A 12,329-nucleotide genomic window follows, 5' to 3' on the forward strand; every position below is an offset into this window, starting at 1 on the left:
CGCCCTCCCCCATCCTCCTCTCTGCCGGGCCGTGCCGCCACCGGCGGCGGCGCCCGCGCAGGCCAGCAATGGACCGATCATGAACCAGCTCGCGCAACTGAAGCAGTTCACCACGGTGGTCGCCGACACCGGCGACTTCCAGCTGATGAAGCAGTACACGCCACAGGACGCCACCACCAATCCTTCGCTGATCCTGAAGGCCGTGCAGAAGCCTGACTACCGCCCGCTGCTCGAACAGGCCGTGCGCGACCATGGCGCCGCCGGCACCGATGCGGTGATGGATGCGCTGCTGATCGCCTTCGGCTGCGAGATCCTGGCGATCGTGCCGGGACGTGTCTCGACCGAGGTCGACGCGCGCCTGTCCTTCGACACAGAGGCCACGGTCGCCAAGGCACGCCACCTGATCGCCCTCTATGAGCGGCGCGGCGTCGCGCGCGAGCGCGTGCTGATCAAGATCGCCTCGACCTGGGAGGGCATCCGCGCCGCCGCCGTGCTCCAGCGCGAGGGTATCCGCTGCAATATGACCTTGCTGTTTTCCCTGGCCCAGGCTGTGGCTTGTGCCGAGGCCGGCGCGCAACTGATATCGCCCTTCGTCGGCCGCATTCTCGACTGGCACAAGAAGCAGGCCGGCGACAAATGGGACGCCGTCGCCAACGCCGGCGACAACGACCCGGGCGTGCGCTCGGTGCGCCAGATCTACGAGTACTACAAGAAGTTCGGCCACGCCACCGAGGTGATGGGCGCCAGCTTCCGCAGCACCGGGCAGATCCTGGCCTTGGCCGGCTGCGACCTGCTGACCATCAGTCCCGAGCTGCTCGAGCAGCTTGCCGCCGGCGAGGGCGCAGTCGAGCGCAAGCTTTCCATCGAGCAGGCACAGTCCGCCAATGTGGCGCGCGTGGCCAGCGACGAGCCGGACTTCCGCTGGCAACTGAACGAAGACGCGATGGCCACCGAGAAGCTGGCCGAAGGCATCCGCCTGTTCGCCGCCGATGCGGTCAAGCTGGAAACGCTGATCGACGCCTGAGCCCGGCCAGCGACGGGCGCTTGACGCCAGCGCCCGTCGCCTCTAGCATCTCTGCTGGCCTGTCCGCCCTTAAGTCCTCCCTGAAGCGCCTGGAGCGCGGCGGAGGCCCTCCGGAACACCGAACTTCCCATGACACCACGCACCCGCCTGCCGCAAGCCGTATGCCCCGACCATCGGGCGCACGGCTTCGCACGCACCGCGCGCACTGGTGTCGTCGCATCTGTCGCGCCTCCCCCGGCGTCCCCGCCGTACGGCGTGGTCGCCGCGGTCGTCAGCCCGCCGGCCACGGCCGTCGTGCTCGGCTGATCCTCTCAGCCCTTTTCCGCTCCAGCCTGCCCTGATCCGCCGGTCGTGCCGACCGGGGCGCCGCTTTGCGCGCGGCTGGAGCCTGTTGTTGCCTCGACAGGTGCAAACCCATGAAATCCAATGGAAGTCTGTGGACCGCCTATGGTCCGACCACCCTCTTCGTGCTGCTTTGGGGTAGCGGCGCGATCTTCTCCCGCTGGGGCCTGGACCACGCCAGCCCCTTCGTCCTGCTGTCGCTGCGCTTCGCGCTGGCCGGCGGCTCGCTCGCCGCGCTCGGCCTGTTGCGCGGCGAGGAATGGCTGCCGGCGCCAGGCACACGCCTGCGCGTCGCGCTGATCGGCTTGCCGCTGATCGGCGGTTACACGGCATGCTATTTCCTCGCGCTGGCACATGGCATCACACCCGGGGTACTGGCCACGGTCTGTGGCGCCCAGCCCATCCTGACGCTGGCCTGGCTGGAACCCGGCGCGCATCCGCGCCGGCTGTCCGGCCTGGCGCTGGCACTGGGCGGCCTGGCACTGGTGGTCGGCCAGGGCATCGCGGCGGCACACTTTTCCGCTGCCGGCACGCTGTCCGCCCTGGGCGCGCTCTCCTGCATGACGGTCGGCGCGATCCTGCAGAAAGGCATCGCACAAACACCGGCTCAGGTCCTGCCGCTGCAATATGGCATCAGCCTGCTGCTGTGCCTGGCACTGCTGCCGGCACAGCCGGTGGCACTGGAGCCCGGCATCGGGCTGCTGCTGCCGCTGCTCTGGCTGGGCCTGGTGATCTCGGTCGGCGCGCAGCTGCTGCTCTACCGCATGATCCGGGGCGGCAACCTCGTCAATGTCACCAGCCTGTTCTACCTGGTGCCCGGCGTCACCGCCGCCATGGATTTCCTGCTGCTGGGCAACCGCATGTCGGCGTCCAGCCTGGCAGGCATGGCCATCATCCTGTGCGGACTCTACCTGGTGATGCGCGCCCCGGTGGCGGTGGCTCGCTGAATCCGGACAGGACGGCGCCTCAGGCGCCGTCCTGCCGGACCAGCAGCGGCAGGCAGGCCCCGGCCGGCGCGCGCAGCACCAGGTCGGCGGTCTCGTCCAGTGCGGAAGGCTGGGGATTGATCACGATCACTCGCGCCCCTTCGTCCTTGGCGATGCCGGGCAACGCAGCCGCCGGATAGACCAGGCCCGAGGTACCGACCACCAGGCACAGGTCGCAATGCTGTGCCGCCTGCTCGGCGCGGAAGCGCGCCACGCGCGGCAGGTCCTCGCCGAACCAGACCACACCTGGTCGCAGCATGGCGCCGCAGGTGCCGCAGCGCGGCGGCTCGCCCGGCACCGCCGTGGCGATGTCGCAGCGGCCGCAGCCGTCCAGCCACTTGTCGGCGAACAAGCTGCCGTGCAGTTCCACCACGTCCTGGCTGCCGGCGCGCTGGTGCAGGCCATCCACGTTCTGCGTGACCAGCGTCAGCGTCTTGCGGCCGGCCAGCTCCGCCAGCGCCGCGTGGCCCGGGTTTGGCTGCGCAGCAGCCACCATTTCGCGGCGATGCTGGTACCACTTCCAGACCATGCCCGGATGGCGGCGGTATGCCGCAGCACTGGCCAGCTCCTCAGGATCGTAGCGCGCCCACAGCCCTGTCAGCGCGTCGCGGAAGGTCGGCACGCCGGACTCGGCCGAGATGCCGGCGCCGGTCAGGACGAAGATGTCCCGGGCTGCAGCGACCCATGCGCGCGCGGTCTGCACCTGCTGCGGATCCAGTAATTCCTTTGTTTCACTCATGACTTCTCCCGCGCCCGCCTCCGGTGCGCCGCGATGCCGGCGCCGCCGCGGACGGCATGCCCGCGATTCTAGTCCACTGCATCAGAGAAAACGCACCCGGGCGCGCAGCCGAGCGGCAGTGCCTCCAGATCGCGGGCTAGGCGCAAAGCGCAGCCATGGCACGGCTATGGCGAGCATTTGCAACGACGCATGCGGCCTGGACGCGCTGTCGAACGGGGGGCTTTTCGAATGACGCAATGGACCAGTGCCCTGCATCACCAATGCGTCGACTCAGGGCACCAGCCGCCCGCCCGGCTCGCCCTGGCGCACCGTGTCCGTCCACGGGCTGGACTCGTACAGAGTCAAGGGCAGCGAGCCCTCTGCGCGCACCATCGGCCTGCCGCCCCATTCGCGGTAGCGGATCGTATTGCGGCCCGCGTGCTTGGCCTCATACAGCAAGGCATCCGCTGCGGCTACCAGGGAAGCTTCCGTCACCGACTCGCCAACGGTGGCGAAATTCACCGCGAGCACACCGAAACTGGCCGTCGCAGCGATAGCCAGCCCGGCGTTGTCCACCTCGGGCCTGCCGGCGATGGCGGCACGCAGCCGCTCCGCCACCGCGAGAGCGCCATCCAGGTCGGTCTGCGGCAGCACCACCAGGAACTCCTCGCCGCCGAAGCGCACCACGCTGTCGACATGGTCGCGCGAGGCGCTGCGCAACTGGGCGGCGACCCGCTGCAGCACCACATCGCCGGCCTGGTGGCCGTAGGTGTCGTTGATCGACTTGAGGCGATCGATGTCGCAGACCATCAGCGTCAGCCAATGCCGGAAGCGGCGTGCCCTGGCGATCTCCATCGGCAGCAGTGTCTGGTGCAGGTGGCGCCGGTTGAAGCAGGCGGTCAGGGGGTCGTGCACGGACAGCTGCTGCAGGTCCATCAGGACGCGGTACTCATCGCGCCAGAGCCGATGATAGCGGCGCGCCGCCACGATGCCGAAGCTGTTGACGAGCAGCAGCAGCATCGCCATGGTCTGCGCATCGGATGGCTCGAGCTTGCCGATGCGCACGGCAAGCAGGATGAACGCCGCGGTCGCGGCGAGCGCGATCCCTTGCGCGATCCAAAGCCGGTTGGGAATGAACACGTAGACCACGATCAGCATGATGCACAGCGACATCGCGTGCCACGGGATTTCGTGCGGCCGGAACCAGACGATCAGCATGAAGGTGGACATGCCGACGATCTCGGCAATGCTCGCCGCGAACCAGACCGTGTTGACGGACTCGGGCTGCTGGCGCACCAGGTGCAGGCCCAGCACCGCCGTGACCGCGACCAGCGTGCGCGCGGCGAGCAGGCAGAGCGCTGCGCGGCCTTGCCCCAGGACCGCCACGTCCGTCAACGAAAATGCGACGTAGAAAAGCGAGCAGAACAGCAGCGTGAGGCGCAGCGACGCCTGGGTGCGGCTGAGATGGTGCAGCTGAAAATCCCGCTCGGTTTCAGGCTGCGTGAACTCGACGCGCAGCCGGTCTAGTGCAAGTTCGGTACGGACTTCCGGATTCAAGGTGAGTGGCGCAGCGATTGGGATGGCGCGAATGTATTACAAAATCACCGATCCCGCCCTGCCTTTTGGCCGATGCGATCAAAAAGTCAGCGCAAATGCGTCACTATGTCCGGATTTCTGAGAGTTTTTGTCGGGATTTCCCGCATTTGCGCGATGGCTGCCCGCCTGCGGCAAGCATCCGGCCGGGCAGAGCATGCCGCCCGGTACCGTCGACGCAGCCCCAGGCCCGTTGCGCAGCGGCAGGGGCCCTGGGACAAGATCCGGAAACGAAAGGAGGGAGCGATAGAGAAGGAAAGCAGCAAGCCCGGCCGGATGCGCGAACTCTGTCAGCCCGCCAGCACGCGGCGCTGGCGCACGGCCTCGTACAGGCAGACGCCGCTGGCCACGGAAACGTTCAGGCTCTCGACACCGCCGGCCATCGGGATGCCGACCAGTTCGTCGCAGGTCTCACGCGTGAGGCGGCGCATGCCCTCCCCTTCGGCCCCCATCACCAGCGCCATCGGCCCCTTCAGGTCGACATCGTAGAGCGTCTTGTCGACGCCGTCCGCGGTGCCGACCACCCAGATGCCGCGTTCCTGCAGTTCGCGCAGGGTGCGCGCCAGATTGGTCACCGTGATGTAGGGCACGGTCTCGGCCGCGCCGCTGGCGACCTTGGCCACGGTGGCGTTGACGCCGACGCTGCGGTCCTTGGGCGCGATCACGGCGTGCGCGCCGGCCCCGTCGGCCACGCGCAGGCAGGCACCCAGGTTGTGCGGGTCGGTGACGCCGTCGAGCACCAGCAGCAGCGGCGGGCCTTCGATGCCGTCTAGCAGTTCATCGATGGTCAGCGCCAGCGATGCCTCCTCGGCGCGTGCCACCACGCCCTGGTGGCGGTCGGTGCCGGCCAGGCCGCGCAGGCGCTCGGCATCGACCGGATGCAGGCGCACCCCCAGGCTCTCGGCCAGGCGGATGAAGTCCTGCATGCGGCGATCGCGGCGCGCCGACTCGACATAGACATCGGTGACACCGGCCGCGTTCTGGCGCAACCGGGCGGTGACGGCATGGAAGCCGATCAGAAGTTTGTGTTTAGCCATGGCGCGATTGTACCCGCCCGGCCGGCCGGGCCCGGCGGGAACCGGGCGTCGGGGGCCGGAAGGCAAGCGGCAGGAACACCGGGCTCAGCGCTTGCGCGCGGGGCGGCCGCTCTTGCCGGCAGGCTTGGGACGCGGCTTGGCGCCCTTGCGCGGCGTGGCGAGGTGCTGCGGCTTGGGCTTGGCGGCACGCTTGGCGGGCTTGCCCGCCGGCACGTGCGCCTTGCCGGGTGCCTTGGCTGGCATGATCACGGCCTCGAACACTGGCTGTTCCTCGATCACGCGGTCCAACGTTTCGTCGAAGGACTCTTCCGGCTTGGAGGTGCCGCCAAGCAGGGCTGCCAGTTGCTTGCCGCGCTTGCGCGCCGGCTGGGCGTGCGCGGCCGGCACGTGGGGGGCGGTCTCCGATGCAGGCGGGCGGCCGCCGCGCAACGCCTTGGCAGAGGGTTCCTGCACCAGGCCGAAGTCGATCTTGCGCGCGTCCAGGTCGACGCGCAGCACCTGCACGCGTACGCGGTCGGTCAGGCGGTAGCGGATCCCGGTACGCTCGCCGCGCAGTTCGTTGCGCGCCTCGTCGTACTGGAAATAGTCGCTGCCCAGCTCGCTCACATGGATCAGGCCCTCGACGTACAGCTCGTCGAGCTGCACGAAGATGCCGAAGGAGGTCACGGCGCTGACGGTGCCGGCGAACTCATTGCCCAGCTTGTCGCGCATGAAGTAGCACTTGAGCCAGGCCTCGACATCGCGCGAAGCCTCGTCCGCGCGGCGCTCGTTGGCCGAGCAGTGCAGGCCCAGCTCGTCCCAGATCGCCTCGTTGCGGCGCGCGCGCGCGGCCACCCGTTCGGCCTTCTGCTCCGCATCCTTGGCCTGCAGGCGGCGCGCCTTGGGTGCGATCGCGGTATTGAGCACGACGCCGTCGGCATAGGCCGGCTGATACTTGGTATGGGCCAGCACCGCCTTGATGGCGCGGTGCACCAGCAGGTCCGGATAGCGCCGGATCGGGCTGGTGAAGTGCGTGTAGGCGGAATAGGACAGGCCGAAGTGGCCGATATTGTCCGGGCTGTAGACAGCCTGCTGCATCGAGCGCAGCAGCATGGTCTGCAGCATCGGCGCATCGGGACGCGACTTGATCTTGTCCATCACCTCGGCATAGTCCGAGGCCTGCGGCTTGTCCCCGCCGCCCAGGCTGAGGCCGGCGGTCTTGAGGAACTCGCGCAGCAGCTTCAGTTTTTCCTCGCTCGGGCCCGCATGCACGCGGTAGAGCGCAGGGTGGCCGAAGCGTTCGAGGAAGTCGGCCGCGCACACGTTGGCGGCCAGCATGCACTCCTCGATCAGGCGGTGCGCATCGTTGCGGGTACGCGGCAGGATCTGCTCGATCTTGCCCTGCGCATTGCAGACGATATAGGTCTCGGTGGTGTCGAAGTCGATCGCACCGCGCGCGCGCCGGGACTTGAGCAGCACCTGGAACAGCTCGTACAGGTCCTGCAGCTGGGGCACCAGCTCGACGCGCTTGTGGGCTTCGGGCCCCTTGGTGTTCGACAGCACGGCCCAGACCTCGTTGTAGGTCAGGCGCGCGGCCGAGTGCATCACCGCGGGATAGAACTGGTAGGCCTTGATCTCGCCCTTGGCGGTGATGACCGCGTCGCACACCATGCACAGGCGGTCCACCTGCGGGTTCAGGGAGCACAGGCCGTTGGACAGCTTCTCCGGCAGCATCGGGATCACGCGGCGCGGGAAGTAGACCGAGGTGGCGCGGTCGAGCGCGTCGGTGTCGAGCGGCGTGCCGGGGCGCACGTAGTGCGACACGTCGGCGATCGCCACGATCAGGCGCCAGCCCTTGCTGCGGCCGATCTTGACCGGTTCGCAATAGACCGCGTCATCGAAATCGCGTGCGTCCTCGCCGTCGATGGTGACCAGCGGCACGTCGCGCAGGTCGATGCGGTGCTGCAGGTCGGACGGCTGCACCGTGTCGGGCAACGCGGCCGCCTCGGCCGCAGCTGCAGCGGAGAAGGCATGCGGCACGCCGTACTTGCGCACGGCGATTTCGATCTCCATGCCCGGGTCGTCGATGTCGCCCAGCACCTCGACCACGCGCCCCACCGGCTGCACGTAGCGGTCCGGGTATTCGACGATCTCGACGCTGACCACCTGCCCCACCTTGGCCTTGCCCTGCGCGTTGGGCGGGATCAGGATGTCCTGGCTGATGCGCTTGTCCTCCGGCGCCACCACCAGCACGCCGCCCTCGCTGAGCAGGCGGCCGATCACGCGCCGGTTGGCGCGCTCCAGGATCTCGACGATCTGGCCTTCCGGACGACCGCGCCGGTCGTAGCCGACCACGCGCACCTGCGCGCGATCGTTGTGCATGGCCTTCTGCAGTTCGCGCTCGGGCAGGAAGATATCGTCGTCGCCGTCGTCGCGGATCAGGAAGCCGAAGCCGTCGCGGTGGCCTTGCACGCGCCCGGTGACGAAGTTCGGCTGGTGGGCCAGCTCGTAGCGGCCCTTGCGGTTCAATTCGACCTGCCCGTCGCGCTCCATGGCGGCGAGCCGTTTCTGGAAGCCGTCATGCTCCTTGCGCGTGACGGCCAGAGCCTTGGCGATATCCCCCGCCGACAGCGGCGAGCCGGAAGTTCTCAGCACGCCCAGGATTTCTTCCCGGCTGGGGATCGGATAGTTGTTCTGATTCAATTTCTTCAAAGAATGATTTGACAAACGCTTTGCGCTCTCTATAATGAGCGCTTCGGTTGTTTCGACACCTGCCCAGGTGGCGGAATTGGTAGACGCACTAGGTTCAGGTCCTAGCGGTGGCAACACTGTGGAGGTTCGAGTCCTCTCCTGGGCACCAGATCACCGGGAAACCCGCAGCGCTTTCGAGCCCTGCGGGTTTTTTGTTTTCCACTTTGCTGTTTCCCGGACCCGGCAAATTCCACTCCCCGTTCGCGCCGCAGCGCGTGAATGCGTGAACGAAACGCTCGATCGCGCGATTACTCTATTGCTCTATTGCTGCTCTAGTGCTCGAATGCAACTGGGCCGCAATACGACAGCCCTGCTGACGCAGCCGGCGGATATCGTCTGGATGTCCGCGGGCCACCTGGCAACCGACCCTCTGGCAGGCCACGGTTGCGCCGTGGGCCAGTGTATCAGTTTCAGTGCCGCTTCCGGCATCCTTCCGACAGAAACGCTCAGATGCTGTTGGAAGTTCCCCTCTTCGGACCAGCAAAGCAGCCCGACGCCGACAGTCCGCGCAGCCGCCCGCCTCACCTGGTCGTCCGCCTTGACAGGCCGGTCTATCTGTAACTATGATGGTTTCATATTGACCGCCCACCATGACCACCAGCAGCCGCTTCGCCGTCGCCGTGCATATCCTGACCCTGCTTGCGCAGGCTGGCGAACCATTGCCGTCATCGCTGATCGCGGGCAGCGTGGGCACCAACCCCGCCCTGATCCGCCGACTCATCGGCCGCCTCGCGGAAGCCGGCATGGTGACCACGGTCATGGGCAGCACCGGTGGCGCCGCGCTGGCCCGCCCGGCCGCCGGCATCACCTTGCTCGAGGTCTTTCGCGCCGTCGAGACGAGCGCGCTGATCTCGCTGCACCACAGCGCGCCCAACCCGGCCTGCATGGTAGGCCGCGAGATCACCGGGGCGCTCAAGCAGGTGGCGACGCGTGCCCAGGACGCGATGGACCAGGCGCTGGCCGGCATCACGATTGCCGGCATGCTGGAAGAAGTCGAACAGGCCGCACAGCGCCACCGGCGCTGATTTTTTTATCCCGATATGTAACCACAATAGTTTCATATCGACCGCCCGCAATACGCGGGCATTGACTAAGCTGTCATCAACCTGCAGACAAGGAGAATTGCAATGAAGATCGCCATCATCGGTGCCACCGGCCGCGTCGGCACGCGCCTGATCGACGAGGCCCTGCGCCGCGGCCACACGGTGACCGCACTCTCGCGCAAGGCCACCTCCCTCGCGCCGCGCGCCGGCCTGAGCACGCTCGACGTCGACGTGGCGGATGGCGCCGCCCTGGCCGCCGCCCTCGCTGGCCAGGATGTGGCCATCAGCACGGTGCGCTTCCTGGACGCGAAGCCGGAACAGATCCTCGGCCCGGTCAAGCAGGCGGGCGTGCCGCGCCTGCTGGTGGTCGGCGGCGCCGGCAGCCTCTTCGTGGCGCCGGGCACGCAGTTGGTGGATGCGCCGCAGTTCCCCGAGATCTACAAGGCCGAGGCGCTCGCCGGCCGGGACTTCCTCAACGCACTGCGCAGCGAGACCGCGCTGAACTGGACCTTCCTGTCGCCTTCGGCCTTGTTCGAGCCTGGCACGCGCACCGGCAGCTACCGCACGGGAGAGGAAACGCTGCTGGCGGACGCCAGCGGCAAGAGCTGGATCTCGATGGAAGACTACGCCATCGCGATGCTGGACGAGATCGAGAAGCCGGCGCACGAACGCCAGCGCTTCACAGTGGGCTATTGAACCAGCGCAGCATCAGCAGGCGACGGCCGGGGCGGTAAGCCCTCCCCGACCGCTAAGCGCGGGCTCAGCCCTGGGTTGCGTCGCCGCCGTGGCGGCCGCGCTTGAGCCAGGCCGACAGGTTGTGCGGACGTAGCGTGTCGTATTCTTCGAAGGGTTGGTGGATCCAGGGATTGGTCGCCAGGTAGGCGACGTGGTAGTCCGGCGCCACCTTGGAGCAGGCCTTGTACCACAGCACCGCCGACCGCACTTCGGTCACGGCGGGATAGCGCTCCTTCAGGTGCCGGCCCACACGCTCCAGGGTCACGCCCGAATCGACCAGGTCATCGACCAGCAGGATCTTGCCGGTCAGTTCGCCGCGCGTCATGGTGATGTACTGGGCAATATCGAGCTCACCCTGCTGCGTGCCGGCCGCCTCGCGATAGCTGCTGGTGGCCAGGATGGCGAGCGGCACATCGAAGATGCGCGACATCTGGTCGCCGACGCGCAGGCCGCCGCGCGCCAGGCACAGGATCTTGTCGAACTTCCAGCCGGACTCGTGCACGGTCAACGACAACCGCGCGATCAGGCGGTGATATTCGTCCCAGGAGACCCACAGGTTCTCGTCGTCGTTGCTCGGCAGGTTCATGATTGGCTCTTCACTTTGGCGCGGTGTCGCGCTCGTCTTGTCAGGGCCTCCGGTGCCGGAGGCGGATACGTTTCGGCCCGCTTGCGCGGGCCGTATTGCTTGCCGACGCGCCGCCGGTGGGCGGCACCCGGAGGCGTCAAGCCAGGTAGGGGTGACGCAGCAGAATGGTCTCGTCGCGGTCGGGGCCGGTCGAGATCATGTCGATCGGGATGCCGACCACTTCTTCGATGCGCTTCAGGTAGACACGGGCCGCCTCGGGCAGTGCGTCCCACTGCTTCACGCCAAACGTGGACTCATTCCAGCCCGCGAATTCCTCGTAGACCGGCACGCAGCGCGCCACGGCATCCGAGCCGCGCGGCAGGATGTCGACGGTGTTGCCGTCGAGCGTGTAGCCCACGCACAGCTTGATGGTTTCGAGGCCGTCGAGCACGTCGAGCTTGGTCATGCACAGGCCCGACACGCCGTTGATCTGCACCGAGCGCTTGAGCGCGGCGGCGTCCAGCCAGCCGGTGCGGCGCGGACGGCCGGTCACCGAGCCGAATTCCTTGCCGACATTGGCCAGGCGCACGCCGACCGGATCCTGGCGCGACGGATTGTCGTTGTCGTACAGCTCGCTGGGGAACGGCCCCGAGCCCACGCGCGTGCAGTAGGCCTTGGTGATGCCCAGGATGTAGTTCAGGCGGCCCGGGCCGACGCCCGCGCCCGCGGCAGCGGCACCGGCCACGCAGTTGCTGGAGGTGACGAAGGGATAGGTACCGTGGTCGACGTCGAGCAGCGTGCCCTGCGCGCCTTCGAACATCAGGTTGCCACCGGCCGCGTTGACCGCGTACAGCTCGGCCGAGACATCGGCCACCATCGGCGCCAGGCGCGGCGCATAGGCCAGCGTCTCGTCCAGCGTCTGCTGGAAGTCGACCGCTTCGGCGCCGAGGTACTGGGTCAGCACGAAATTATGGAAGTCGAGGTTCTCGCGCAGGCGTTCGGCGAACTGCTGCGGGTCGAACAGGTCCTGCACGCGCAGTGCACGGCGCGCCACCTTGTCCTCGTAAGCCGGTCCGATACCGCGGCCCGTGGTGCCGATCTTGCCGGCGCCGCGACGCGCTTCGCGTGCCTTGTCGATGGCCACGTGGTAGGGCAGGATCAGCGTGGTCGCCTCGGACACGCGCAGGCGGTTCTGCACCTGCAGGCCGGCCGACTCCAGTTCCTCGATCTCGCGGAACAGCGCTTCCGGCGACAGCACGACACCATTGCCGATATAGCAGATCGTGCCTTCGCGCATGATGCCCGACGGAATCAGGCGCAGGATGGTTTTCTTGCCGCCGATGATGAGCGTGTGGCCGGCGTTATGGCCGCCCTGGAACCGCACCACGCCCTTTGCGTGGTCGGTAAGCCAATCGACGATTTTCCCTTTGCCTTCGTCACCCCACTGGGTGCCGATCACGACGACATTGCGTCCCTGGCTTACTGCAGAAGCGGACATGTTGTTTCGGTCAGAAGGTTAAAAACGTATTCTACTCTCGTTGCGCGGCACGCCCGCC

General features: G+C 67.6%; 10 protein-coding genes and 1 tRNA gene. 5 read left to right on the forward strand and 6 right to left on the reverse strand.

The features are described from left to right. The first annotated feature begins 79 nt into the window (after positions 1-79). Entirely contained in the window at positions 80-1,024 is a 945-nt protein-coding gene (tal, locus tag BKK80_RS14675) for a transaldolase (RefSeq protein ID WP_071070076.1), read from the forward strand. A gap of 416 nt (positions 1,025-1,440) precedes the next feature. Next, positions 1,441-2,313 (forward strand): DMT family transporter, encoded by an 873-nt coding sequence (locus tag BKK80_RS14680; RefSeq protein ID WP_071070078.1) that lies wholly within the window; start codon positions 1,441-1,443, stop codon positions 2,311-2,313. 19 nt (positions 2,314-2,332) lie between these two features. Here the strand turns inward: BKK80_RS14680 and BKK80_RS14685 are convergent, their stop codons facing one another. The 4 genes from BKK80_RS14685 to rnr form a co-directional block, all read right to left on the reverse strand. After that, positions 2,333-3,091 carry an SIR2 family NAD-dependent protein deacylase gene (locus tag BKK80_RS14685; protein ID WP_071013896.1) on the reverse strand — a complete coding sequence of 253 codons (759 nt, stop codon included), beginning with the start codon at positions 3,089-3,091 and terminating at the stop codon, positions 2,333-2,335. A 270-nt stretch (positions 3,092-3,361) separates the two neighbouring features. Then, entirely contained in the window at positions 3,362-4,627 is a 1,266-nt protein-coding gene (locus BKK80_RS14690) for a GGDEF domain-containing protein (protein WP_071038191.1), read from the reverse strand. Between the two features lie 326 nt (positions 4,628-4,953). Next, on the reverse strand, positions 4,954-5,700 hold the full coding sequence (rlmB, locus tag BKK80_RS14695; protein ID WP_071013901.1) for a 23S rRNA (guanosine(2251)-2'-O)-methyltransferase RlmB: 747 nt from the start codon (positions 5,698-5,700) through the stop codon (positions 4,954-4,956). A gap of 84 nt (positions 5,701-5,784) precedes the next feature. Further along, the gene (rnr, locus tag BKK80_RS14700) at positions 5,785-8,382 is read right to left on the reverse strand and encodes a ribonuclease R (protein ID WP_071013904.1); all 2,598 of its coding nucleotides are present in this window, start codon (positions 8,380-8,382) and stop codon (positions 5,785-5,787) included. Positions 8,383-8,452: 70 nt separating this feature from the next. Between rnr and BKK80_RS14705 the strand changes: the two genes are divergently transcribed. The 3 genes from BKK80_RS14705 (at position 8,453) to BKK80_RS14715 (ending at position 10,169) form a co-directional block, all read left to right on the forward strand. After that, positions 8,453-8,539, forward strand: a tRNA-Leu gene (locus BKK80_RS14705). A gap of 481 nt (positions 8,540-9,020) precedes the next feature. Continuing rightward, positions 9,021-9,455, forward strand: a complete 435-nt coding sequence (locus BKK80_RS14710; protein WP_071070080.1) for an Rrf2 family transcriptional regulator — start codon at positions 9,021-9,023, stop codon at positions 9,453-9,455. A gap of 102 nt (positions 9,456-9,557) precedes the next feature. Next, positions 9,558-10,169, forward strand: a complete 612-nt coding sequence (locus BKK80_RS14715) for an NAD(P)-dependent oxidoreductase (protein WP_071013909.1) — start codon at positions 9,558-9,560, stop codon at positions 10,167-10,169. A 64-nt stretch (positions 10,170-10,233) separates the two neighbouring features. Here the strand turns inward: BKK80_RS14715 and BKK80_RS14720 are convergent, their stop codons facing one another. Together BKK80_RS14720 and BKK80_RS14725 are read right to left on the reverse strand one after the other, a co-directional pair. Further along, entirely contained in the window at positions 10,234-10,794 is a 561-nt protein-coding gene (locus BKK80_RS14720) for a phosphoribosyltransferase (RefSeq protein ID WP_071013912.1), read from the reverse strand. 136 nt (positions 10,795-10,930) lie between these two features. Beyond that, positions 10,931-12,271, reverse strand: coding sequence for an adenylosuccinate synthase (locus BKK80_RS14725; RefSeq protein WP_071013913.1), 1,341 nt, complete (start codon positions 12,269-12,271; stop codon positions 10,931-10,933). Positions 12,272-12,329 lie beyond the last annotated feature (58 nt).

Origin of the sequence: Cupriavidus malaysiensis (genome assembly GCF_001854325.1) — a bacterium.
In the GTDB taxonomy this organism is placed as follows: domain Bacteria; phylum Pseudomonadota; class Gammaproteobacteria; order Burkholderiales; family Burkholderiaceae; genus Cupriavidus; species Cupriavidus malaysiensis.